At 42.2% G+C, this 23,723-nt stretch carries 24 protein-coding genes and 1 other annotated feature; all 24 genes read left to right on the forward strand.

What is annotated here, in order from left to right:
- The first annotated feature begins 53 nt into the window (after positions 1-53).
- On the forward strand, positions 54-719 hold the full coding sequence (epsC, locus tag EP737_RS20035) for a serine O-acetyltransferase EpsC (RefSeq protein WP_129730281.1): 666 nt from the start codon (positions 54-56) through the stop codon (positions 717-719).
- Positions 700-2,100 (forward strand): cysteine--tRNA ligase, encoded by a 1,401-nt coding sequence (gene cysS, locus EP737_RS20040; RefSeq protein WP_129730283.1) that lies wholly within the window; start codon positions 700-702, stop codon positions 2,098-2,100. The genes epsC and cysS overlap by 20 nt, the downstream gene beginning before the upstream one ends.
- Before the next feature lie 2 nt (positions 2,101-2,102).
- Positions 2,103-2,516 (forward strand): Mini-ribonuclease 3, encoded by a 414-nt coding sequence (locus EP737_RS20045; protein ID WP_129730285.1) that lies wholly within the window; start codon positions 2,103-2,105, stop codon positions 2,514-2,516.
- Positions 2,506-3,249 (forward strand): 23S rRNA (guanosine(2251)-2'-O)-methyltransferase RlmB, encoded by a 744-nt coding sequence (gene rlmB, locus EP737_RS20050; RefSeq protein WP_129730287.1) that lies wholly within the window; start codon positions 2,506-2,508, stop codon positions 3,247-3,249. The genes EP737_RS20045 and rlmB overlap by 11 nt, the downstream gene beginning before the upstream one ends.
- Before the next feature lie 2 nt (positions 3,250-3,251).
- Positions 3,252-3,764: an NYN domain-containing protein gene (locus EP737_RS20055; protein WP_129730289.1), complete on the forward strand. Its 513-nt coding sequence runs from the start codon at positions 3,252-3,254 to the stop codon at positions 3,762-3,764.
- A gap of 66 nt (positions 3,765-3,830) precedes the next feature.
- On the forward strand, positions 3,831-4,487 hold the full coding sequence (locus EP737_RS20060) for an RNA polymerase factor sigma-70 (RefSeq protein WP_129730291.1): 657 nt from the start codon (positions 3,831-3,833) through the stop codon (positions 4,485-4,487).
- Positions 4,488-4,618: 131 nt separating this feature from the next.
- Complete coding sequence (gene rpmG, locus EP737_RS20065; RefSeq protein ID WP_129730293.1) at positions 4,619-4,765, forward strand: 50S ribosomal protein L33; 147 nt, start codon at positions 4,619-4,621, stop codon at positions 4,763-4,765.
- A gap of 32 nt (positions 4,766-4,797) precedes the next feature.
- The gene (secE, locus tag EP737_RS20070) at positions 4,798-4,977 is read left to right on the forward strand and encodes a preprotein translocase subunit SecE (protein WP_129730295.1); all 180 of its coding nucleotides are present in this window, start codon (positions 4,798-4,800) and stop codon (positions 4,975-4,977) included.
- A gap of 120 nt (positions 4,978-5,097) precedes the next feature.
- Positions 5,098-5,631: a transcription termination/antitermination protein NusG gene (gene nusG / locus EP737_RS20075; RefSeq protein ID WP_129730297.1), complete on the forward strand. Its 534-nt coding sequence runs from the start codon at positions 5,098-5,100 to the stop codon at positions 5,629-5,631.
- A gap of 167 nt (positions 5,632-5,798) precedes the next feature.
- Positions 5,799-6,224, forward strand: coding sequence for a 50S ribosomal protein L11 (gene rplK, locus EP737_RS20080; protein ID WP_165350875.1), 426 nt, complete (start codon positions 5,799-5,801; stop codon positions 6,222-6,224).
- A gap of 182 nt (positions 6,225-6,406) precedes the next feature.
- Positions 6,407-7,099, forward strand: a complete 693-nt coding sequence (rplA, locus tag EP737_RS20085) for a 50S ribosomal protein L1 (RefSeq protein WP_129730301.1) — start codon at positions 6,407-6,409, stop codon at positions 7,097-7,099.
- A 49-nt stretch (positions 7,100-7,148) separates the two neighbouring features.
- Positions 7,149-7,289 (forward strand) — a sequence feature (ribosomal protein L10 leader region).
- A 39-nt stretch (positions 7,290-7,328) separates the two neighbouring features.
- Entirely contained in the window at positions 7,329-7,829 is a 501-nt protein-coding gene (gene rplJ / locus EP737_RS20090; RefSeq protein WP_129730303.1) for a 50S ribosomal protein L10, read from the forward strand.
- Between the two features lie 56 nt (positions 7,830-7,885).
- The gene (rplL, locus tag EP737_RS20095; protein WP_129730305.1) at positions 7,886-8,245 is read left to right on the forward strand and encodes a 50S ribosomal protein L7/L12; all 360 of its coding nucleotides are present in this window, start codon (positions 7,886-7,888) and stop codon (positions 8,243-8,245) included.
- Positions 8,246-8,333: 88 nt separating this feature from the next.
- The gene (locus tag EP737_RS20100; protein WP_129730307.1) at positions 8,334-8,933 is read left to right on the forward strand and encodes a class I SAM-dependent methyltransferase; all 600 of its coding nucleotides are present in this window, start codon (positions 8,334-8,336) and stop codon (positions 8,931-8,933) included.
- Positions 8,934-9,218: 285 nt separating this feature from the next.
- Positions 9,219-12,752 (forward strand): DNA-directed RNA polymerase subunit beta, encoded by a 3,534-nt coding sequence (gene rpoB / locus EP737_RS20105; protein WP_129730309.1) that lies wholly within the window; start codon positions 9,219-9,221, stop codon positions 12,750-12,752.
- A gap of 38 nt (positions 12,753-12,790) precedes the next feature.
- Positions 12,791-16,402, forward strand: coding sequence for a DNA-directed RNA polymerase subunit beta' (gene rpoC / locus EP737_RS20110; RefSeq protein WP_129730311.1), 3,612 nt, complete (start codon positions 12,791-12,793; stop codon positions 16,400-16,402).
- 307 nt (positions 16,403-16,709) lie between these two features.
- Positions 16,710-17,132, forward strand: coding sequence for a 30S ribosomal protein S12 (gene rpsL / locus EP737_RS20115; RefSeq protein WP_129730313.1), 423 nt, complete (start codon positions 16,710-16,712; stop codon positions 17,130-17,132).
- Positions 17,133-17,164: 32 nt separating this feature from the next.
- Positions 17,165-17,635: a 30S ribosomal protein S7 gene (rpsG, locus tag EP737_RS20120; protein ID WP_129730315.1), complete on the forward strand. Its 471-nt coding sequence runs from the start codon at positions 17,165-17,167 to the stop codon at positions 17,633-17,635.
- A 208-nt stretch (positions 17,636-17,843) separates the two neighbouring features.
- Positions 17,844-19,922: an elongation factor G gene (fusA, locus tag EP737_RS20125; protein ID WP_129730317.1), complete on the forward strand. Its 2,079-nt coding sequence runs from the start codon at positions 17,844-17,846 to the stop codon at positions 19,920-19,922.
- A 120-nt stretch (positions 19,923-20,042) separates the two neighbouring features.
- A complete protein-coding gene (tuf, locus tag EP737_RS20130) occupies positions 20,043-21,230 on the forward strand; it encodes an elongation factor Tu (RefSeq protein WP_129730319.1) in 1,188 nt (395 codons plus the stop codon).
- Positions 21,231-21,806: 576 nt separating this feature from the next.
- Positions 21,807-22,115: a 30S ribosomal protein S10 gene (gene rpsJ / locus EP737_RS20135; protein ID WP_129730321.1), complete on the forward strand. Its 309-nt coding sequence runs from the start codon at positions 21,807-21,809 to the stop codon at positions 22,113-22,115.
- Between the two features lie 34 nt (positions 22,116-22,149).
- On the forward strand, positions 22,150-22,782 hold the full coding sequence (gene rplC, locus EP737_RS20140; protein ID WP_129730323.1) for a 50S ribosomal protein L3: 633 nt from the start codon (positions 22,150-22,152) through the stop codon (positions 22,780-22,782).
- Positions 22,783-22,808: 26 nt separating this feature from the next.
- The gene (gene rplD / locus EP737_RS20145; protein ID WP_129730325.1) at positions 22,809-23,432 is read left to right on the forward strand and encodes a 50S ribosomal protein L4; all 624 of its coding nucleotides are present in this window, start codon (positions 22,809-22,811) and stop codon (positions 23,430-23,432) included.
- A complete protein-coding gene (rplW, locus tag EP737_RS20150; protein WP_129730327.1) occupies positions 23,432-23,722 on the forward strand; it encodes a 50S ribosomal protein L23 in 291 nt (96 codons plus the stop codon). The genes rplD and rplW overlap by 1 nt, the downstream gene beginning before the upstream one ends.
- Position 23,723: the final 1 nt, after the last annotated feature.

Below are 23,723 nucleotides of genomic sequence, written 5' to 3' on the forward strand. Positions count from 1 at the left end.
TTGGTACTGTTACTTATATTGCGTTAGAAATTGGCTGAAAAGGAGGGAAACGAATGTTTCAAAAGCTTCGGGAGGATATTGAAGTCATTTTTGAACAAGACCCAGCAGCACGAAGCTATTTGGAAGTCATATGCACATATGCTGGATTACACGCCATTTGGGCTCACCGGATTGCTCATGTATTATATAAGAAACGATTTTTCTTTATGGCACGTATGATTTCGCAAGTTAGCCGCTTTTTTACTGGGATTGAGATTCATCCGGGTGCTACGATTGGCCGCCGTCTTTTTATTGATCATGGTATGGGCGTCGTTATCGGCGAAACTTGTGAAATTGGTGACAATGTGACCTTGTATCAAGGTGTAACGCTAGGCGGAACAGGAAAGGAAAAAGGCAAGCGCCACCCCACTATTGAGGATAACGTGTTAATTGCAACTGGCGCAAAGGTTCTTGGCTCCATTACGGTAGGGAAAAACTCTAAAGTTGGTGCAGGCTCTGTTGTTTTGAAGGAAGTTCCGCCTAATTCTACTGTTGTTGGGATACCGGGCCGTGTGGTTATCCGCGATGGGATAAAAGTGAATCGCGACTTGAACCATTGTGACTTGCCAGACCCCATTGCTGACAAATTTAAGGCGATGGAGGAAGAGATACGGCAATTGAAGGAACAGCTTACATTATCTAAGGAAGGAAAGAATTCAAATGACTATTTATCTTTATAATACCCTTACTCGCAAGAAAGAAGAATTTGTTCCGCTTGAGGCAAACAAGGTAAAAATGTATGTATGTGGTCCGACTGTATACAATTACATTCACATCGGAAACGCACGGCCTGCTATCGTATTTGATACAGTGCGCCGTTATTTAGAATATAAGGGCTATGAAGTGCAGTATGTGTCCAATTTTACTGATGTTGATGACAAACTCATTCGCGCAGCAAAAGAGCTTGGTGAGGATGTACCAACAATTGCTGATCGATTTATTGCAGCATACTTTGAAGATGTAACGGCTTTAGGATGCCGCCATGCTGATGTACATCCGCGTGTGACAGAGAGTATGGATTTGATCATTTCATTTATTGAAGAGTTGATCAAAAAAGGATACGCTTATGAATCTGCAGGGGATGTATACTACAGAACAAAGGAATTTGCAGGGTACGGCAAGCTGTCCCACCAATCCATTACAGATTTGCGTCACGGCGCGCGCATTGAAGTTGGTGAAAAGAAACAGGACCCGCTGGACTTTGCATTATGGAAGGCGGCAAAGGAAGGAGAAATCTCCTGGGATAGTCCATGGGGGAAAGGTCGCCCAGGCTGGCATATCGAGTGCTCAGCGATGGCTAGAAAATACTTAGGGGATACGATTGATATTCATGCTGGCGGACAGGATTTGGCATTCCCTCACCATGAAAATGAAATTGCACAATCGGAGGCATTAACAGGCAAGCCATTTTCACGTTATTGGCTCCATAATGGATATATTAATATTAATAATGAAAAAATGTCGAAGTCTCTTGGAAACTTTATTTTGGTGCATGACATTATTAAGCAATATAATCCGCAGTTAATTCGATTCTTTATGCTTTCTGTGCATTACCGTAATCCTATTAACTTTAATGAAGAATTGCTGCAAAGCACGCAAAACGGTTTGGAACGCATTCAAACTGCCTATGCTAACTTAAAGCATCGGATGGACAGCAGTACAAATTTGACAGAAAACGATGAATCTTGGATTTCAGAGGTTAAAGCATTCCGAGAAGCATTTGAACAGGCTATGGATGATGATTTTAATACGGCGAATGCGGTAACAGAGCTCTATAATTTAGCTAATTATGCGAACCAATATTTACTTGAACAGCATACTTCAAAAGCCGTGATCGAGACATTTTTGACGGAATATGAGGAGTTATTTGAAGTGCTGGGATTGAGTCTTAACCAACAACAAGAGCTTCTTGATGAGGAGATTGAAACGCTTATCGAGCAACGGAATAATGCCCGAAAAGAGCGTAACTTTGCACTAGCTGATCAAATCCGTGATGATTTAAAGGCCCGCAATATTATCTTGGAAGATACGCCGCAGGGTGTAAGATGGAAAAGAGGATAAGCATGATCGATGTAAAGCAATTAAACAGTCTTGCTTTAGCGTATATGGGTGATGCGGTGTATGAACAGTATGTTCGGCATCACCTTCTTTTAAAAGGATCTGTCCGCCCTAATCAGCTGCATCGTTTGAGTACAAGCTATGTATGCGCAAAGGCGCAAGCCAAGGTTGTATACGCGTGGCTTGACGGAAAAGTTTTAACAGAAGAAGAGGAAGCCATCCTTATGAGGGGGCGAAACGCAAAATCAGGCTCAGTCCCAAAAAATACAGATGTACAAACATATCGATATAGTACGGCATTTGAAGCAGTAATCGGCTTTCATTATTTATCAGGTAATGAAGAGCGGCTGCAAGAGCTTTTGTCGGCTGCTATTTTAGCTTTAGAAGAGCAGGAAGGAGAAAAAAAGAATGGATCATGAATATATTATTGGCAGAAACCCCGTCATTGAAGCATTGAAGTCAGGACGCGATATTAATAAAATTTGGGTAGCTGAGGGAGCGAATAAAGGGCAAATTCACACTGTTTTACAGCTGGCAAAGGAGCAAGGAGTCATCGTTCAGCAAGCGCCGAACAAAAAGCTTGACCAATTGGCGGAGGGAAATCATCAAGGGGTTATTGCGCATGTAGCAGCCTATAAGTATGCAGAGCTGGATGATTTATTCCGTAGGGCGGAGAAACAGCAGGAAACCCCATTTTTCCTAATTTTGGATGAGATTGAGGATCCCCACAATCTTGGTTCCATTATGAGAACGGCAGATGCTGTTGGGGCGCATGGCATTATTATTCCGAAGCGTAGAGCAGTTGGTTTAACTGCAGCGGTCGCAAAAGCATCTACTGGAGCCATTGAGTATATTCCAGTGGTGCGTGTAACAAATTTGACGAGAACCATTGAAGAATTAAAGGAACGCGGTATATGGATTGCCGGTACCGATGCAAAGGGAACGGACGATTACCGTAGACTAGATGGCACAATGCCATTAGGTCTTGTAATCGGCAGCGAAGGAAAGGGGATGAGCCGGCTCGTCAGGGAGCAATGCGATTTTCTTGTGCGATTGCCAATGGCTGGAAAGGTCACATCTCTTAATGCTTCCGTTGCTGCTGGACTTCTTATGTACGAGGTATATCGTAAGCGTCATCCGCTTGGTGAGTAGAGATGAAAGAGATCTTGATTGTCGACGGCTATAACATTATCGGTGCCTGGAAAGAACTTCGTAAGTTAAAGGATACGGATTTGCAGTCGGCCCGTGATGTACTTATCGATAAAATGGCAGACTATCAAGGGTTTACAGGGATAAAGGTCATTATCGTTTTTGATGCGTATTACGTACAAGGAATTGAGAAGAAAACGAACCAGGCGAAGGTGGAAGTGATCTTTACCCGCAAAAACCAAACAGCTGATGAAAAAATTGAGCAACTTGCCATTGAACTTAGGGAAATTGATACGAGCATTTCAGTAGCTACATCGGACTATACGGAACAATGGGTTATTTTTGCGCAAGGAGCCCTGCGCAAGTCTGCACGTGAGCTGGAGATTGAAGTAGAGCTAATGGAGGGGCAGGTACGCCGTAGAATTCAGGAGCAAAAAGAACAAAAAGGAGCATTTCAATCCCGATATAATAAGGAAATTACAGAAAAATTGGAAAAATTAAGGCGAGGAGAGCTTTGAGGCATTGACGCTCATAAAGCGCTTACTGTATAATATTTCTAACTAAGCATCGTCGGGGTGATAAGAGTGGAATCAGACTTCTTAAGTGAACACAACGTACAATTTCGAGAATTAGAAGATGAAGGAGTAGTAGAGCTTGTCCGTGGCGGTGATACTGAGGCGTTAGAATACTTGATTAACAAGTATAAGAATTTCGTTCGTGCTAAATCACGGTCATATTTTCTTGTGGGAGCAGATCGCGAGGATATTATTCAAGAAGGAATGATTGGTCTATTCAAAGCGATCCGTGATTACAAGGAGGACAAGCTCTCATCTTTTAAAGCTTTTGCAGAGCTTTGTATTACTCGACAAATCATAACGGCTATTAAAACAGCAACAAGACAAAAGCACATTCCTTTAAATTCATATGTGTCGCTGGACAAGCCTATTTATGATGAGGAGTCTGATCGTACTCTATTAGATGTGATTTCGGAAACAAAGGTAACAGATCCAGAGGAGTTAATTATCAATCAAGAGGAGTATGTAGATATCGAGTTGAAAATCTCCGAACTCCTAAGTGATTTGGAAAGAAAGGTTCTTTCTCTTTATTTGGACGGGCGTTCCTATCAAGAGATTTCAGAACAGTTGAATCGTCATGTGAAATCAATTGATAATGCCCTACAACGTGTAAAACGAAAATTAGAACGATATGTGGAAATGAGAGAAAATACAGCTTTTAATTGATTATGAGTTTATGAGACAGGTGTAATGCCTGTCTCATTCACTTTTATAGTCATGTGAGGTGCATCATTGACAGCTTCTTTTAATATATGGTAAAGTTTTAAGGACATAGCGTTCAAGGCTGGTGTAGTATAATGGGAAAAAAACTTGTACTTGCATGTTCAGAATGCAGCAGCAGAAACTACTCTACCATGAAAAATGAGAACGCCTCCGAGCGTCTAGAAGTAAAGAAATTTTGCAAAGCCTGCAATACACATACAGTGCATAGGGAAACAAAATAATAACGGCTATACATGATGGAGGTTCCATAAACATGCGTTTGACGAATTTTTTTGGCGACGTAACACGCGAAATGAAAAAAGTAAGCTGGCCGAAAAGACAGGAGTTGTTCCGTTCCACATTAACTGTTATTGCAACGGTAGTGCTTTTTGGTATTTTCTTTGCAGTTGTGGATATGGGGATTTCTTCTTTAATTCGTTTAGTTCTTGAATAAGATGCACTTTTACATGATATAATGATAACTATACGAACTGTGTTAAAACCCGGTGAACGGGTTTTTTCATTTGCCTAAAAAAGCAGGGTCGGGGAGGGAAGGACGAACGTCCTACACGATATGGAAAAACGTTGGTATGTTGTACATACATATTCTGGATATGAAAACAAGGTGAAAACAAACTTGGAAAAGCGTGTTGAATCAATGGGCATGCAGGATAAGATTTTCAGAGTAGTTGTACCGGAAGAAACAGAAGTAGAAATGAAGAATGGAAAAGAGAAGCTTACGAAGCGAAAGGTGTTTCCAGGTTATGTGCTTGTAGAACTAGTAATGACAGATGATTCTTGGTATGTTGTTCGCAATACACCAGGTGTTACAGGTTTTGTCGGTTCTGCCGGTTCTGGCTCTAAGCCGACTCCCCTATTGGAGGAAGAGGTTGTTGTTATCCTTAAACGCATGGGCGTTGAGAATGAAAAGGTGGATTTTGATTTTGAGTTAAATGAAACAGTCCGCTTGAAGGAAGGTCCTTTTGCAAATTATACAGGCACAATTGAAGAGATTGATATAGAGAAGCAAAAGGTTAAAGTTCTTGTAGATATGTTTGGTCGTGAAACACCTGTAGAACTTGATTTTGTCCAAGTTGAAAAATTATAAATTAAAAACTTGAAAAGAATTGTAAAAGGTGATACTATCTTTAAGGTCAGTGTCTTTCATGGGTAAAGGCATTGCTTAATAAGTTTTTTATCTCTATAGCAGATAAGAATAGAGTGGGAGGGCGGACAGCCCATTGACCACATCACGGACTTAAGGAGGTGTGTCTCGTGGCTAAAAAGGTAATCAAAGTTGTGAAATTGCAAATTCCTGCAGGTAAAGCGAATCCAGCGCCGCCAGTTGGTCCAGCACTAGGACAAGCAGGCGTTAACATCATGGGCTTCTGTAAAGAGTTCAACGCTCGTACAGCTGACCAAGCTGGTCTAATTATCCCAGTTGAAATTACGGTATTTGAAGACCGTTCCTTCACTTTCATTACAAAGACTCCGCCTGCTGCTGTTCTTCTTAAAGTAGTAGCTGGTATCCAGTCTGGTTCTGGTGTTCCAAACCGTAATAAAGTGGCAACAGTGAAGCGTGATAAAGTTCGCGAAATCGCAGAACAAAAGATGCCTGACCTAAACGCTGCTAGCGTAGAAGCTGCAATGCGCATGGTTGAAGGTACTGCACGCAGCATGGGTATTGTTATCGAAGACTAATTCGCTTTAGTTTCTTGTAAAAAGGTTGCGGGTCTTATACATTCGCAACCTTTATTAACGTAACAAATCGTAGCATTTTAAATACAGGGTTGGTGTCCCCCGCAGCAGAAGCTGAAACCTATTACAGGAACACACACGTGGGAGGTTATTCCGCTAAAACCACAATCAAGGAGGAAATTCAAATGCCAAAAAGAGGTAAAAAGTATCTAGAAGCTGCAAAGCTTGTAGACCGTGCAACTACTTACTCTGTTGCTGAAGCAATTGAGTTAGCGAAAAAAACAAACACAGCTAAATTTGATGCGACTCTTGAAGTTGCTTTCCGTTTAGGCGTAGACCCTAAGAAAGCTGATCAACAAATCCGTGGTGCGGTTGTTCTTCCGCATGGTACTGGTAAAGTACAACGCGTATTAGTATTTGCTCGCGGCGAAAAAGCAAAAGAAGCAGAAGCTGCTGGTGCTGATTTCGTAGGTGATGCAGACTACATCAACAAAATCCAACAAGGCTGGTTTGACTTCGACGTAGTTGTAGCAACTCCAGATATGATGGGTGAAGTTGGTAAATTAGGTCGTGTATTAGGACCAAAAGGTTTAATGCCAAACCCTAAAACTGGTACAGTTACATTCGATGTAACAAAAGCAGTAAACGAAATCAAAGCAGGTAAAGTAGAATACCGTGTTGACAAAGCGGGTAACATCCACACGCCAATCGGTAAAGTATCTTTCGACAACGAAAAGCTTGCTGAAAACCTGCAAACAGTTTATGAAGCAATGCTAAAAGCAAAACCTTCTGCTGCAAAAGGAACTTACATGAAGAACGTAACAGTTGCTTCTACAATGGGACCTGGCGTACGCGTAGATGTTTCTACATTTGCCTAATAAATGGAATTTGACTTTTTTATAAAGTTTTTATATAATAAATGATGTTGTGAATTTAATAACTGTACCGTAGACAGTAGGTGCCCTTACAGGCTTAATTTCCTACCGAGGTGTTATGATAAGAACGGATTATTCTGTGACTATTATGCCTCCATGTCTAGTTTTGATATGGAGGTTTTCTAATGCACATTCGGTGTCGGTACAATCCAGTCTTATAGGAGGTGTAACGATGAGCAAAGCAATTGAAGCTAAACAACAAGTCGTAACTGAAATTGCTGATAAATTACGTGCGAGCAAATCTACAATTGTAGTTGACTACCGTGGTTTAACAGTAGGTGAAGCAACTGAACTTCGTAAACAATTGCGTGAAGCAGGCATCGAGTTCAAAGTTTACAAAAACTCTTTAACTCGTCGTGCAGCTGAACAAGCAGAGGTAGCGGAATTGAACGCTCACTTAACAGGTCCGAACGCGATCGCGTTCAGCAACGAAGATGTTGTTGCCCCTGCTAAAGTGTTGAACGATTTCGCGAAAAAGCATGAAGCTTTAGAAATCAAAGCTGGTGTCATTGAAGGTAAATTAGTAAGCGTTGAAGATGTGAAAGCAATTGCAGAACTTCCTTCCCGCGAAGGCTTACTTTCTATGTTGCTTAGCGTTCTTCAAGCTCCAATCCGCAACCTTGCACTTGCTGCAAAAGCTGTGGCTGAGCAAAAAGAAGAACAAGGCGCTTAATTCCCGATTATTCGGTCTGAGTTATTAATAAAAGGAAAACAAGGAGGAACACTCAAATGACTAAAGAACAAATCATTGAAGCAGTTAAATCTATGACTGTTTTAGAACTTAACGATCTAGTAAAAGCAATCGAAGAAGAATTCGGCGTAACTGCTGCTGCTCCAGTAGCTGTAGTAGGCGGCGGTGCTGCTGAAGCGGCTGAGCAAACAGAATTCGATGTAGTACTTGCTAGCGCAGGCGCTCAAAAAATCAAAGTTATCAAAGTTGTTCGTGAACTTACAGGCCTTGGCTTGAAAGAAGCGAAAGAACTTGTTGACAACACTCCAAAAGCAATCAAAGAAGGCGCTTCTAAAGAAGAAGCTGAAGAAATCAAAGCTAAACTTGAAGAAGTTGGAGCAGTTGTTGAAGTTAAGTAATTTCACTTGTACTGCAAAAAAAAGCTCGCTCTTATGCGGGCTTTTTTTTTAACCGAAACAATAACCGTGAGGAAAGAGGGCTGTGGGTATGGCAGATCACTACTTTTCAAACAATCCTGTAAGCAAAAGCGATCGAAAACGATGGAAATTTGAGTTAAGAGGACAAACGTTTACGTTTCTGTCGGATCAAGGTGTTTTTTCAAAAAATGAGGTGGACTTCGGTTCGCGTCTTTTGATTCATGCATTCGAACAACCAGAGGAACAGGGTGCTTTTTTGGATGTTGGTTGCGGATATGGTCCAATCGGGTTGTCACTTGCTAAGGAGTTTGTCAATCGTCGCGTTGATATGGTGGATATAAATGAACGGGCGTTGGAATTAGCAGGGGAAAACGCTGTGTTGAACAGGGTTACGAATGTTTCTGTGTTTCAGAGTAATGTGTATGAAAATGTGAGCGGGCAATATGCTGCAATTTTATCAAATCCACCGATTCGAGCTGGTAAAAAAGTAGTTCATGAGATTTTAGAACGGGCAAATGAGCACTTAGTTCCTGGTGGTGAGCTGTGGGTTGTGATTCAGAAAAAACAAGGCGCACCTTCTGCCTTAGCTAAGATGGAAGAGATCTATCCCACTGTAGAAGTGGTAAAGAAAGAAAAAGGATATTATATCATAAAATCAAAAAAACGTTGACGGTTATTTTTGGTTGTGTTAAGATTGTAAAATGCCAAATATATCATTTCTTGCAATGTTTGGAATGTATAATTCTTCATGCATTGGGAAAGATAGTAAAATCAGTAGAGCGCGAAACAGAATGGTGGTTTTCTTATGAGAAGCCATTTTTCTTTTTGCATAATTAGCAAAGGTTCTGCATGTCCTTAAGGCACGGCTGCGCCTCCGGGCGTCGGCTGTTTTTAGCTTGTAAATTATGCAATTTTATTGCATTTTATAATACTCATGATTTGAGGGGTGAAGCAGTTGACAGGTCAACTAGTTCAATACGGCCGCCACCGCCAACGAAGAAGTTATGCCCGTATTAGTGAAGTATTAGAGTTACCAAATCTTATTGAGATTCAAACCTCTTCTTATCAGTGGTTTCTTGATGAAGGTTTGCGAGAAATGTTCCAGGACATTTCACCAATTGAAGACTTCACGGGAAATCTGTCTCTTGAGTTCATTGACTACAGCCTAGGTGAGCCTAAGTATTCTGTAGAAGAATGTAAAGAGCGTGATGTTACGTTCGCAGCACCGCTGCGCGTGAAGGTACGTCTAATCAATAAAGAAACTGGCGAAGTGAAGGAACAGGATGTATTTATGGGGGATTTCCCACTCATGACAGAAACGGGAACGTTTGTCATTAACGGTGCGGAACGTGTTATTGTTTCCCAGCTTGTTCGTTCACCAAGTGTGTATTACAGCGGAAAGGTAGACAAAAACGGTAAACGTGGCTTTACTGCGACTGTTATTCCGAACCGTGGCGCTTGGCTTGAGTATGAAACAGATGCGAAGGATGTAGTATATGTACGTATCGATCGTACGCGCAAGCTTCCTGTAACAGTGTTATTACGGGCACTTGGTTTTGGTTCTGACCAAGAAATCATTGAGCTTTTAGGCGAAAATGAATACTTGCGTAATACGTTAGAAAAAGACAACACAGATAGTACAGACAAAGCCTTGCTTGAGATTTATGAGCGTCTTCGTCCGGGCGAACCTCCGACTGTAGACAATGCAAAGAGCTTACTTGTTTCACGCTTTTTTGATCCGAAACGCTATGATTTAGCGAATGTAGGGCGATATAAAATTAACAAAAAACTTCATATTAAGAATAGATTGTTTAACCAGCGTGTAGCAGAAACATTGGTAGATCCGGAAACAGGTGAAATTCTAGTTGCGGAAGGTACAAACTTGGATCGTCGCACACTAGATAAAATCCTCCCATACTTAGAGAAAAACATTGGTTTTAAAACTTCCAGACCGGTTGGAGGCGTGGTGGAGGACGAGGTTCTGATGCAATCTATTAGAATCTATGCGCCAGATGCAGACGCGGATCAGATGATTAATGTAATCGGAAACGCGAACATCGACCGGAATGTGAAACATATCACGCCTGCAGATATTATTGCATCTATCAGCTATTTCTTTAATTTACTTTATAAGGTAGGCGACACGGATGATATCGATCATTTAGGAAACCGTCGTCTTCGCTCTGTTGGTGAATTGCTTCAAAACCAGTTCCGTATCGGTCTTTCCCGTATGGAGCGTGTTGTTCGTGAGAGAATGTCTATTCAGGATACGAACGCAATTACACCACAAGCCTTGATTAATATTCGTCCAGTTATCGCATCCATTAAAGAGTTTTTTGGAAGCTCTCAGCTATCTCAGTTCATGGACCAAACGAACCCGTTAGCGGAATTAACGCATAAACGCCGTTTATCTGCATTAGGACCGGGCGGTTTGACTCGTGAGCGTGCAGGCTTTGAAGTGCGTGACGTTCACTATTCTCACTATGGCCGCATGTGTCCAATCGAAACACCGGAGGGTCCGAACATTGGTTTGATCAACTCATTGTCTTCCTTTGCGAAGGTAAATGAATTTGGTTTTATTGAAACGCCATATCGTCGAATTGACCCAGAAACGGGACATGTAACAAGTCGTGTGGATTACCTGACTGCAGATGAAGAGGATAACTATGTAGTAGCACAGGCAAACATGCGTTTATCAGATAATGGTGAGTTTCTTGATGAAGATATCATTGCTCGTTTCCGTGGTGAGAACATTGTCGTGACACGTGATCGTGTTGACTATATGGATGTATCACCGAAGCAGGTTGTTTCAGCTGCGACAGCATGTATTCCATTCTTGGAAAATGACGACTCTAACCGTGCTCTAATGGGAGCGAACATGCAACGTCAAGCAGTTCCTCTTTTAAATCCAGAAGCACCGACTGTAGGAACAGGTATGGAATACGTATCTGCTAAAGACTCCGGGGCAGCTGTCATTTGTAAGCATCCAGGCGTTGTAGAGCGAGTGGAAGCGAAAGAGGTTTGGGTACGTCGTTACATTGATGTAGATGGTCAGAAGGTCAAAGGTGATTTAGACCGTTACAGAATGTTAAAGTTTATTCGTTCTAACCAAGGAACTTGTTATAACCAACGTCCGATTGTAAGTGTGGGCGATGAAGTTGTAAGAGGCGAAATTCTTGCGGATGGTCCATCGATGGAAAAGGGTGAACTAGCTCTTGGACGCAACGTGCTTGTTGCCTTCATGACATGGGATGGTTACAACTATGAGGATGCCATCATTATGAGCGAACGCCTTGTGAAGGATGATGTATACACATCTGTTCATATTGAAGAATACGAGTCAGAAGCTCGTGATACAAAGCTTGGTCCTGAAGAGATTACACGCGATATTCCGAATGTTGGTGAAGATGCACTTCGTAATTTGGATGAGCGCGGAATTATTCGTATTGGTGCCGAAGTAAAAGATGGAGATCTTCTAGTTGGTAAGGTTACTCCAAAGGGTGTAACAGAATTAACAGCTGAAGAACGTTTATTACATGCGATTTTTGGTGAGAAAGCACGTGAAGTTCGCGATACATCTCTTCGTGTACCTCATGGCGGCGGCGGTATTATTCTTGATGTGAAGGTCTTTAACCGTGAAGATGGAGATGAGCTTCCACCAGGTGTAAACCAACTTGTGCGTGCATATATTGTACAGAAGCGTAAAATTTCCGAGGGTGACAAAATGGCAGGACGCCATGGTAACAAAGGGGTTATCTCCCGTATTTTGCCAGAAGAAGATATGCCGTATCTCCCAGATGGTACGCCGGTTGATATCATGTTAAATCCATTAGGGGTACCTTCTCGTATGAATATCGGTCAGGTATTAGAGCTTCATATTGGTATGGCAGCTCGTTACCTTGGAATTCATGTAGCAACTCCAGTATTTGATGGAGCGCGTGAAGAAGATGTATGGGCAACGATTGAAGAAGCAGGTATGTCTCGCGACGCTAAAACAGTTCTGTACGACGGTCGTACGGGTGAAGCATTTGATAACCGTGTATCCGTAGGTGTTATGTACATGATTAAGCTGGCGCACATGGTTGACGACAAACTTCATGCTCGTTCTACAGGACCATACTCACTTGTTACACAGCAGCCTCTTGGAGGTAAAGCACAGTTCGGTGGACAGCGTTTCGGTGAGATGGAGGTTTGGGCACTTGAGGCTTATGGTGCTGCTTATACACTTCAAGAAATCTTAACAGTGAAATCTGATGACGTAGTAGGACGTGTGAAAACGTACGAAGCAATCGTTAAAGGAGAAAATGTACCGGAGCCGGGTGTACCTGAATCATTTAAAGTATTGATTAAGGAACTGCAAAGCTTGGGTATGGATGTTAAGATTTTATCCAGTGACGAGAAAGAGATTGAAATGCGTGACACGGATGATGATGATGACCATCAGTCTGCCGATAGATTGAATATCGAAGTTGAGACAACGAAGGAATAATTCGATATAACCTGTAGATTGAAAGGGAGGTAGTCCCCTTGATAGATGTAAATAACTTTGAGTATATGAAGATTGGACTTGCTTCACCCGATAAAATTCGTTCTTGGTCGCACGGGGAAGTCAAAAAACCAGAAACAATTAACTACCGTACATTAAAACCGGAAAAAGACGGTTTGTTCTGCGAGCGCATTTTCGGTCCTACAAAGGACTGGGAATGCCATTGCGGAAAGTACAAGCGAGTTCGCTATAAAGGTGTTGTCTGTGACCGATGCGGTGTGGAAGTAACACGCGCTAAAGTCCGCCGTGAGCGTATGGGGCATATCGAGTTAGCTGCCCCAGTCTCTCACATTTGGTATTTTAAAGGGATTCCTAGTCGTATGGGGCTTGTTCTTGACATGTCTCCTCGCGCCTTGGAGGAAATCATTTATTTTGCTTCTTATGTAGTAACGGAAAGCGGCGATACTCCTCTTGAGAAAAAGCAATTGTTATCCGAGAAGGAATATCGTGCATACCGTGAAAGATACGGAAGCACCTTCCAAGCATCTATGGGTGCGGAAGCAATTAAAAAGCTTTTACAAGATATTGACCTAGATAAAGAGGTAGATTTTCTCAAGGAGGAGCTTAAAACAGCACAAGGACAACGTCGTACACGTGCTATTAAGCGCCTTGAGGTGCTAGAGGCGTTCCGTGGTTCAGGAAATGAACCATCTTGGATGATTCTTGATGTTCTTCCTGTTATTCCTCCTGAGCTTCGCCCAATGGTACAGCTTGATGGAGGCCGTTTTGCGACCTCTGATTTAAATGACCTATATCGCCGTGTTATTAACCGTAATAATCGTTTGAAACGCCTTCTAGATCTTGGTGCGCCAAGTATTATCGTGCAAAACGAGAAGCGTATGCTTCAGGAAGCGGTTGATGCATTAATCGATAATGGTCGTCGTGGTCGCCCTGTAACAGGACCAGGTAACCGTCCGTTAAAATCTCTTTCACATATGCTAAAAGGTAAGCAAGGGCGTTTCCGTCAAAACTTACTTGGTAAACGTGTTGACTACTCCGGACGTTCTGTTATCGTTGTAGGACCAAACTTAAAGATGTACCAATGTGGATTACCTAAGGAAATGGCTCTTGAATTGTTCAAGCCATTTGTTATGAAGGAATTGGTGGAAAAGGGTCTTGCACACAATATTAAGAGTGCAAAGCGTAAAATCGAGAGAGTACAGCCAGAGGTTTGGGATGTATTAGAGTCTGTGATTAAGGAGCATCCGGTTCTATTAAACCGTGCCCCGACTCTTCACCGTCTCGGTATCCAAGCATTTGAGCCAACTCTTGTAGAAGGTCGTGCAATTCGTCTTCATCCGCTTGTATGTACAGCATACAACGCCGATTTTGACGGAGACCAAATGGCTGTTCACGTTCCGCTTTCCTCCGAAGCGCAAGCTGAGGCTCGTTTACTAATGCTTGCTGCACAAAACATCTTGAATCCGAAAGATGGAAAACCAGTTGTTACGCCGTCTCAGGATATGGTATTAGGTAACTATTACCTAACACTGGAGCGTATTGGTGCGGTCGGAGAAGGTATGGCATTTAAGGATACAAATGAAGCATTGCTTGCCTACGCAAACGGTTATGTTCACTTGCATACTCGTGTTGCTGTTGCAGCTGGCTCTTTGCAGAATGAAACATTCACAGAAGAGCAAAACAACATGCTTCTTTTAACAACTGTCGGTAAATTGATTTTTAATGAAATTTTACCGAAATCCTTCCCTTACATTAATGAGCCTACAAAAGAAAACTTGGAAAAAGAAACACCTGCCAATTATTTTGTACCTAAGGCTGCTAATATAAAGGAAATTCTCGCTGAGCGCGAAGAGGTTGCGCCATTTAATAAGAAAATTCTTGGTAATGTCATTGCGGAAGTGTTCAAACGTTTCCAGATTACAGAAACTTCTCGTATGTTAGACCGTATGAAGAATTTAGGTTTCAGACACTCCACAAAAGCGGGTATTACAGTTGGTGTAGCAGACATCGTGGTATTAGGCGAGAAGGAAGAAATTTTACAAGAAGCGCAATTGAAGGTAGATACAGTAACAAAACAATTCCGTCGCGGCTTGATTACGGAAGAAGAGCGCTATGACCGTGTTATCTCCATTTGGAGTAATGCGAAGGATGTAATTCAAGGAAAACTGATGAAATCCTTGGATCGACGCAACCCAATCTTCATGATGAGTGATTCGGGTGCCCGTGGTAACGCATCAAACTTTACGCAGCTTGCGGGTATGCGTGGATTGATGGCCAACCCGTCCGGACGTATCATTGAGCTCCCAATCAAATCAAGTTTCCGTGAAGGTTTAACAGTATTAGAGTACTTTATTTCCACGCATGGTGCGCGTAAAGGTCTTGCCGATACAGCTCTTAAAACTGCGGACTCTGGTTACTTAACTCGCCGTCTCGTAGATGTGGCGCAGGATGTAATTGTCCGTGAAGATGATTGTGGTACAGATCGTGGTTTATTAGTAGCTGCGATTAAAGAAGGTAATGAAGTAATTGAGGCTCTATACGATCGTCTTGTTGGTCGTTTCGCAAGAAGAGTAGTGAAGCACCCAGCTACAGGTGAAGTAATTATTGCTGAAAATGAACTTATCACAGAAGATATTGCAACGCTAATTGACGAAGCTGGTATTGAGCAAATGCATATTCGTTCTGCATTTACATGTAATACACGTCATGGTGTATGTAAGAAGTGTTACGGACGAAACTTGGCTACAGGTACAGATGTAGAAGTAGGGGAAGCGGTAGGTATTATCGCTGCTCAATCCATCGGTGAGCCGGGTACACAGCTGACAATGCGTACGTTCCATACGGGCGGTGTTGCTGGGGACGATATCACGCAAGGTTTACCGCGTATTCAGGAGCTGTTCGAAGCGCGTAATCCGAAAGGTCAAGCGGTTATTACAGAAATCGACGGCACGGTTGCGGCGATTAATGATGTAAAAGATCGTCAAGAAGTTGTTGTACAAGGAGATGTAGAAGCTCGCACGTATACAATCCCTTATGGCGCTCGTTTAAAAGTGACAGAGGGTCAACGTTTGAATCGCGGGCAAGAGCTTACAGAGGGCTCTATCGATCCGAAAGAGCTTCTAAAGGTTAAAGATATGAACGCAGTACAAGAGTATCTATTGCGTGAGGTACAGAAAGTATACCGTATGCAAGGGGTAGAAATCGGCGACAAACACGTAGAAGTAATGGTACGTCAAATGCTGCGCAAGGTACGTGTCATGGATGCTGGAGATACTGATGTGTTGCCTGGAACATTACTTGATATTCACCAATTTACAGATGCGAACGAAAAAGTATTGCTTGTAGGTAAACAGCCTGCTACAGCACGTTCTGTTCTTCTCGGTATTACGAAGGCATCGCTTGAGACAGATTCCTTCTTGTCTGCAGCGTCCTTCCAAGAAACAACACGTGTTCTTACTGACGCAGCTATCAAAGGAAAGCGCGATGAGCTTCTTGGTCTGAAAGAGAATGTTATCATCGGTAAACTTGTTCCAGCTGGTACAGGTATGAACAGATATCGTAAAGTAGATCTTGTAAAGACATCACCTGAAGAGGTTGGTGCCACAAATCATGAAATTTATGTAGAAAGTTAAAATTTTCTATTATAAATTTCATGAAAAACATGTGTAGAGTTGTTGACATCTTCTTGTTAGAAATGTTACTATAAGCAAGGTTGCTCCTAAGAGATGTTACGGACGATACAAAATGTGCGTTGCGAAAATGCTTGTATGCTGTGAAAACAGTATAGAGGGGCAAATGATTTACAATTAATGATAGTCAGTTAAAACTGTTTTTGCGAGGTGGGAGCGTTCCGCTTCTCCTTGCAAAAACTTTGTTTTCAACTAATAATGAACCACCTGGATGTGTGGTCTTATAAAAGAAGTGAAGGGAGGATAACTCATGCCTACAATTAACCAATTAGTTAGAAAAGGTCGTACTGATAAAGTATGGAAATCTAAATCTCCTGCGTTAAACAAAGGTTTCAACTCTTTGAAGAAAAAAGCAACTGATTTGTCTGCTCCACAAAAGCGTGGTGTATGTACACGTGTTGGTACAATGACTCCAAAGAAACCGAACTCCGCGTTGCGTAAATACGCTCGTGTGCGTTTAACAAACGGAATCGAGGTTACTGCTTACATCCCAGGTATCGGTCATAACTTACAAGAGCATAGCGTGGTATTAATCCGCGGCGGCCGTGTAAAAGACTTACCAGGGGTACGTTACCATATCGTGCGCGGTGCGCTTGACACAGCTGGTGTTAACAACCGTATGCAAGGTCGTTCCAAATATGGTACAAAAAGACCAAAAGCTGCTAAGAAATAATAAACAATTTTCAATGAAAGGAGGAAATCAATATGCCTCGTAAAGGTCCTGTTGCAAAACGTGATGTTTTACCAGATCCGATTTACAACTCTAAGCTTGTATCTCGTCTTATTAACAAAATGATGATCGATGGCAAGAGAGGTAAATCTCAAACTATTCTTTATAACGCATTTGACATCGTACGTGATCGTTCTGGAAAAGATCCTATGGAAGTATTTGAGCAAGCTATTAAGAACATCATGCCTGTTCTTGAAGTGCGTGCTCGTCGTGTTGGTGGCGCTAACTACCAAGTACCGGTAGAAGTTCGCCCTGACCGTCGTACTACTTTAGGTCTTCGCTGGTTAGTGAACTACTCTCGTCTTCGTGGTGAGAAAACGATGGAAGAGCGTCTAGCTAACGAAATCTTAGATGCTGCTAACAACGCTGGTGCATCTGTTAAGAAACGTGAAGATACTCATAAAATGGCAGAAGCTAACAAAGCATTTGCTCACTACCGTTGGTAGGATTAAACTTATAATTGTTTGCATGAATTCGCTTTGTTTGTCGTTCATGGAAAGTAGGGAGAGGAAGAAATTCCTCTCTCTTCAATGAACGTCCATTTTACATATTTGGAATGTTTGTGGATATACTTACCTGTGTGACAATTAAAGAGATTTTATGCTTTTGAAATTAAAAAAATCCAATCCTTTAAAAGGAAGGAGAAAAACACCCATGTCAAGAGAGTTCTCCTTAGACAACACTCGCAACATTGGTATCATGGCTCACATCGATGCTGGTAAAACAACAACGACAGAGCGTATCTTGTTCTACACAGGCCGCGTACACAAAATCGGTGAAGTACACGAAGGTGCTGCAACGATGGACTGGATGGAGCAAGAACAAGAGCGTGGTATCACAATCACTTCTGCTGCGACAACTGCTCAATGGAAAGGCAATCGCGTAAACATTATTGATACTCCTGGACACGTAGACTTCACTGTAGAGGTAGAGCGTTCTTTACGCGTACTTGACGGTGCAGTAGCTGTTCTGGATGCACAATCTGGTGTAGAGCCTCAAACAGAGACAGTTTGGCGTCAAGCAACAACTTACGGTGTACCTCGTATCGTGTTCGTTAACAAAATGGACAAGATCGGTGCGGACTTCTTATACTCCGTAAAAACATTGCATGAGCGTTTACAAGCAAATGCACATCCAATTCAATTTCCAATTGGTGCAGAAGATCAATTCACTGGTATTATTGATATCATTGAAATGAAGGCGCATATGTACACGAATGATTTAGGAACAGATATCCAAGTTGTAGATATTCCTGAAGAATTCCAAGATCAAGCTGAAGAACTTCGTGGCGGTTTGATTGAAGCTCTTGCGGACTTCGATGAAGCACTGATGGAGAAATATCTTGAAGGTGAAGAAATTACAGTAGAAGAGTTAAAAGCGGCTATCCGTAAAGCTACGTTAAGCGTAGAATTCTTCCCTGTAGTGTGCGGTTCTGCCTTCAAAAACAAAGGCGTTCAATTAATGCTAGATGCAGTTATCGACTATTTACCATCTCCACTTGACGTTCCTGCTATCAAAGGTATCGTTCCTGATACTGATGAAGAAGTAACTCGTCCTGCTGATGATAACGGTCCGTTTTCTGCATTAGCGTTCAAAATTATGACTGACCCTTACGTTGGTAAGTTAACATTCTTCCGTGTTTACTCTGGTAAAGCAGAAGCTGGTTCTTATGTTGTTAACTCCACAAAAGGTAAGCGTGAGCGCTTAGGACGTATCCTACAAATGCACGCAAACTCTCGTCAAGAGATTTCTGTATGTTACTCTGGTGACATCGCAGCTGCTGTAGGTTTAAAAGATACAACAACTGGCGACACTTTGTGTGATGACAAGAACCAAGTAATTCTTGAGTCTATGACATTCCCAGAGCCGGTTATCTCTGTAGCTATCGAGCCGAAGTCTAAAGCTGACCAAGACAAAATGGGTACAGCGTTAGTGAAGCTTTCTGAAGAGGATCCGACATTCCGTGCTCATACTGACCAAGAGACTGGTCAAACAATCATCTCTGGTATGGGTGAGCTTCACCTTGATATCATCGTTGACCGTATGCGTCGCGAATTCAAAGTAGAAGCAAACGTTGGTGCTCCTCAGGTAGCATACCGTGAAACGTTCCGTGCTGCTGCACGTGTTGAAGGTAAATTTGCACGTCAATCTGGTGGTCGCGGACAATTCGGACACGTTTGGATCGAATTCGAACCGAACGAAGAAGGTAAAGGCTTTGAGTTTGCAAACAAAATCGTTGGTGGTGTAGTTCCACGTGAATACATCCCAGCTGTACAAGCAGGTCTTGAAGATTCATTGAAAAACGGTGTACTTGCAGGATACCCTCTAGTAGACATTAAAGCTGCATTAGTAGATGGATCTTACCATGATGTTGACTCCTCTGAGATGGCATTTAAGATCGCTGCATCTATGGCTCTAAAAGCTGCTGCTTCTAAATGTAACCCTGCAATTCTTGAGCCGATTATGAAGGTAGAAGTTGTAATCCCAGATGAGTACCTAGGTGACATCATGGGTGACATCACTTCCCGTCGTGGTCGTGTAGAAGGTATGGAAGCTCGCGGTAACGCACAAGTAGTTCGTGCGATGGTTCCACTTTCTGAAATGTTTGGTTACGCAACATCCTTGCGTTCTAACACACAAGGACGCGGAACATTCTCTATGGTATTTGACCACTATGAAGAGGTTCCAAAAACAATCTCTGAAGAAATTATTAAAAAAAATAAAGGCCAATAATTGATTTTTGGCACTTGTTCAAGTATAACTACTTATGTAAGCCTAGAAAGTGGAAAAACATTTAGTCTTTCCTCTTTCTAACCTATATAATAATTAGAATTTTAAGGAGGATTTTCCCCAATGGCTAAAGCTAAATTTGACCGTTCTAAACCACACGTTAACATTGGTACAATCGGCCACGTTGACCATGGTAAAACTACATTAACTGCTGCTATCACAACTGTACTTGCAAAAGCAGGTGGCGCTGAGGCTCGTGCATACGACCAAATCGACGCTGCTCCAGAAGAGCGTGAGCGCGGTATCACAATCTCTACTGCACACGTTGAGTACGAAACTGCAACTCGTCACTATGCACACGTTGACTGCCCAGGCCATGCTGACTATGTTAAAAACATGATCACTGGTGCTGCGCAAATGGACGGCGCGATCCTAGTAGTATCTGCTACTGACGGTCCAATGCCACAAACTCGTGAGCACATCCTTCTTTCTCGCCAAGTAGGTGTACCATACATCGTTGTATTCTTAAACAAATGTGATATGGTAGACGATGAAGAGCTTCTTGAATTAGTAGAAATGGAAGTTCGCGATCTATTAACTGAGTATGATTTCCCTGGTGATGACATCCCAGTTATCAAAGGTTCTGCCCTTAAAGCTCTTGAAGGAGATGCTGAGTGGGAAGAAAAAATCAATGAGCTTATGGCTGAAGTTGATGCTTACATCCCACAACCAGAGCGTCAAACTGACAAGCCTTTCTTAATGCCAGTTGAGGATGTATTCTCTATCACTGGTCGTGGTACAGTTGCTACAGGTCGTGTAGAGCGTGGAACAGTTAAAGTTGGTGAAGTAGTAGAAATCATCGGTCTTGCTGAAGAAACGAAAAACACAACTGTAACAGGTGTAGAAATGTTCCGTAAGCTTCTTGATCAAGCTGAAGCTGGAGACAACATCGGAGCTCTTCTTCGTGGTGTAGCTCGTGACGACATCCAACGTGGACAAGTTCTTGCTAAACCAGGTTCTGTTAAACAACATACAAAATTCAAAGCGGAAGTTTACGTTCTTTCTAAAGAAGAGGGTGGACGTCATACTCCATTCTTCGCTAACTACCGCCCACAATTCTATTTCCGTACAACTGACGTAACTGGAATCATCCAATTACCAGAAGGCGTTGAAATGGTTATGCCTGGCGACAACATCGAAATGACTGTAGAACTTATCGCTCCAATCGCGGTTGAAGAGGGTACTAAATTCTCTATCCGTGAAGGCGGCCGTACAGTAGGCGCTGGCGTAGTTGCTACTATCACTGAATAATTTTTAATAAAAAGCTTGGAACTTTGGTTCCAAGCTTTTTTGTATTTCTAAGAAAGGATAAATTTTCAGCTGGAAGACCATTCGACGTCGTGAGAAATTTTAGAAATACAGTGTAAGTGCACCTGTACCTCTGTCCCCGCCTAGCGGCTTGCCGATCAGCAAGTTCCCTTTATTGATCGAATTTAGAAAAAATCTTCTATTATATAGTTCATATAGAATTGTTAAACATTAAGAAGTTGTTTCATTATCCTTCTATGTATCAGCTGTGCTTAGTAAGAGTGGCTGCTTACCTAAAACTTTATCTCAAAACCAGAATTTGCAAGTGTAAACTTGTTTGTCCATAGCTTGAAATTCAACGAAGCCGTGTGTATAATAACTTAGGTACGGCAAAAACAGCGAAATTATATTTTTCTGTTGCATAGGCCGTAGATATAATGTATAATAGACGATGTTGGTCTTTGACTGCGATGAAGTGGAAGGTTGCTGACACACCCGGCCGCTTTGCCATGGCGAGTGTGAGGAAATTTCCATGGAGAATGTCTATTTTTTAAAATAGGCGAAGAAGGAGGGAAAATAATGGCAAAAGAGAAAATTCGTATTCGTTTGAAAGCTTATGATCACCGTATTTTGGATCAATCAGCAGAGAAGATTGTAGAAACAGCTAAACGTTCTGGTGCAGCGGTATCTGGTCCAATTCCATTACCGACTGAAAAGACAATCTATACAATTCTTCGTGCGGTGCACAAGTACAAAGATTCTCGTGAGCAATTCGAGATGCGTACACACAAGCGCTTAATCGACATCGTGAATCCTACTCCACAAACAGTAGATTCACTTATGCGTTTAGATTTACCATCTGGCGTAGATATCGAAATCAAACTATAAATGACATATTCTTAACATGTAGGAGGTGTGACTCATGACCAAAGGAATCTTAGGAAGAAAGATCGGTATGACTCAAGTGTTTGCAGAAAACGGTGAGCTAATTCCTGTAACTGTTATCGAAGCTGCTCCAAACGTTGTTCTTCAAAAGAAGACAGCTGAAACAGACGGCTACAATGCAGTTCAATTAGGTTTAGAAGACAAGCGTGCGAAGCTTGCTAACAAACCTGAGCAAGGTCATGCTGCAAAAGCAAATACTGCTCCTAAGCGCTTCATTCGCGAGTTCCGCGATGCAGACGTAGCAGGGTACGAAGTTGGTCAAGAGGTAAAAGTAGAAATTTTCGCTGAAGGCGATACAGTTGACGTAACAGGAATCTCTAAAGGAAAAGGATTCCAAGGTGTAATTAAACGTCACGGACAATCTCGTGGACCTATGTCCCACGGTTCTCGTTATCACCGTCGTCCTGGTTCAATGGGCCCAGTTGCTCCGAACCGCGTATTCAAAGGCAAAAAGCTTGCTGGACGTATGGGTGGAGATCAAGTTACTGTTCAAAACTTACAAATCGTGAGAGTTGATGCAGAGCGTAACTTGTTACTCGTTAAAGGTAACGTTCCGGGCGCTAAAAAATCGTTAGTAGCTGTTCGTAATGCCGTTAAGGCAAGCAAATAATTCTTTAGCGGAAAGGAGGAAACCAAATGCCAAAAGTAACGTTATTTAATCAAACAGGATCTCAAGTTGGTGAAATCGAATTAGCAGAAGCTATTTTCGGTATTGAGCCAAATGAAGCTGTACTTTTTGATGCAGTAATTATGCAACGTGCATCTTTACGTCAAGGTACACATAAAGTAAAAAATCGTTCGGAAGTACGCGGTGGTGGACGTAAGCCATGGCGTCAAAAAGGAACTGGCCGTGCTCGTCAAGGTTCCATCCGTTCTCCACAATGGCGCGGCGGCGGTATCGTATTCGGACCGACTCCACGTTCTTACACTTATAAATTAAACAAAAAAGTTCGTCGTTTGGCGATCAAATCTGCATTGTCTACTAAAGTATTGGAGAACAACGTAATCGTTCTTGAAGATTTAGTATTAAATGCACCAAAAACAAAGGATATGGTTGCAGTCCTTAAAGGATTAGCAATTGAGAAGAAAGCTCTTGTCGTTACTGCTGATGTAAACGAAGCGGTTGAGTTATCTGCTCGTAATATCCAAGGGTTAACAGTTGTCACTGCAAATGGCGTGAACGTATTAGACGTTCTTGGTCATGAGAAGCTTGTCTTAACTAAAGCGGCAGTGGAAAAAGTAGAGGAGGTGCTTGCATAATGAGAGATCCTCGTGATATCATTAAGCGCCCGGTTATCACTGAACGTTCTATGGAAGCGATGGCTGAAAAGAAATACACTTTCGATGTTGACGTGAGAGCGAACAAAACGGAAGTTAAAGATGCTGTTGAAGCAATTTTCGGCGTTCAAGTTGACAAAGTAAACATCATGAACTATAAGCCGAAGTATAAGCGCGTAGGTCGCCATGCGGGTTATACAAATCGTCGTAGAAAAGCTATCGTGAAATTAACTGCTGATAGCAAAGAAATCGAAATTTTCGAAGGCGTTTAAT

This window comes from Ectobacillus funiculus, from assembly GCF_004138295.1.
GTDB classification, from domain to species: domain Bacteria; phylum Bacillota; class Bacilli; order Bacillales; family Bacillaceae_G; genus Ectobacillus; species Ectobacillus funiculus.

Bases quoted from the DNA above. Each gene is read 5' to 3' on its own strand.
- epsC (WP_129730281.1), top strand. From the start codon at position 54: ATGTTTCAAAAGCTTCGGGAGGATATTGAAGTCATTTTTGAACAAGAC.
- cysS (WP_129730283.1), top strand. From the start codon at position 700: ATGACTATTTATCTTTATAATACCCTTACTCGCAAGAAAGAAGAATTT.
- EP737_RS20045 (WP_129730285.1), top strand. From the start codon at position 2,103: ATGATCGATGTAAAGCAATTAAACAGTCTTGCTTTAGCGTATATGGGT.
- rlmB (WP_129730287.1), top strand. From the start codon at position 2,506: ATGGATCATGAATATATTATTGGCAGAAACCCCGTCATTGAAGCATTG.
- EP737_RS20055 (WP_129730289.1), top strand. From the start codon at position 3,252: ATGAAAGAGATCTTGATTGTCGACGGCTATAACATTATCGGTGCCTGG.
- rpmG (WP_129730293.1), top strand. From the start codon at position 4,619: ATGGGAAAAAAACTTGTACTTGCATGTTCAGAATGCAGCAGCAGAAAC.
- secE (WP_129730295.1), top strand. From the start codon at position 4,798: ATGCGTTTGACGAATTTTTTTGGCGACGTAACACGCGAAATGAAAAAA.
- nusG (WP_129730297.1), top strand. From the start codon at position 5,098: ATGGAAAAACGTTGGTATGTTGTACATACATATTCTGGATATGAAAAC.
- rplA (WP_129730301.1), top strand. From the start codon at position 6,407: ATGCCAAAAAGAGGTAAAAAGTATCTAGAAGCTGCAAAGCTTGTAGAC.
- rplJ (WP_129730303.1), top strand. From the start codon at position 7,329: ATGAGCAAAGCAATTGAAGCTAAACAACAAGTCGTAACTGAAATTGCT.
- rplL (WP_129730305.1), top strand. From the start codon at position 7,886: ATGACTAAAGAACAAATCATTGAAGCAGTTAAATCTATGACTGTTTTA.
- EP737_RS20100 (WP_129730307.1), top strand. From the start codon at position 8,334: ATGGCAGATCACTACTTTTCAAACAATCCTGTAAGCAAAAGCGATCGA.
- rpsL (WP_129730313.1), top strand. From the start codon at position 16,710: ATGCCTACAATTAACCAATTAGTTAGAAAAGGTCGTACTGATAAAGTA.
- rpsG (WP_129730315.1), top strand. From the start codon at position 17,165: ATGCCTCGTAAAGGTCCTGTTGCAAAACGTGATGTTTTACCAGATCCG.
- fusA (WP_129730317.1), top strand. From the start codon at position 17,844: ATGTCAAGAGAGTTCTCCTTAGACAACACTCGCAACATTGGTATCATG.
- tuf (WP_129730319.1), top strand. From the start codon at position 20,043: ATGGCTAAAGCTAAATTTGACCGTTCTAAACCACACGTTAACATTGGT.
- rpsJ (WP_129730321.1), top strand. From the start codon at position 21,807: ATGGCAAAAGAGAAAATTCGTATTCGTTTGAAAGCTTATGATCACCGT.
- rplC (WP_129730323.1), top strand. From the start codon at position 22,150: ATGACCAAAGGAATCTTAGGAAGAAAGATCGGTATGACTCAAGTGTTT.
- rplD (WP_129730325.1), top strand. From the start codon at position 22,809: ATGCCAAAAGTAACGTTATTTAATCAAACAGGATCTCAAGTTGGTGAA.
- rplW (WP_129730327.1), top strand. From the start codon at position 23,432: ATGAGAGATCCTCGTGATATCATTAAGCGCCCGGTTATCACTGAACGT.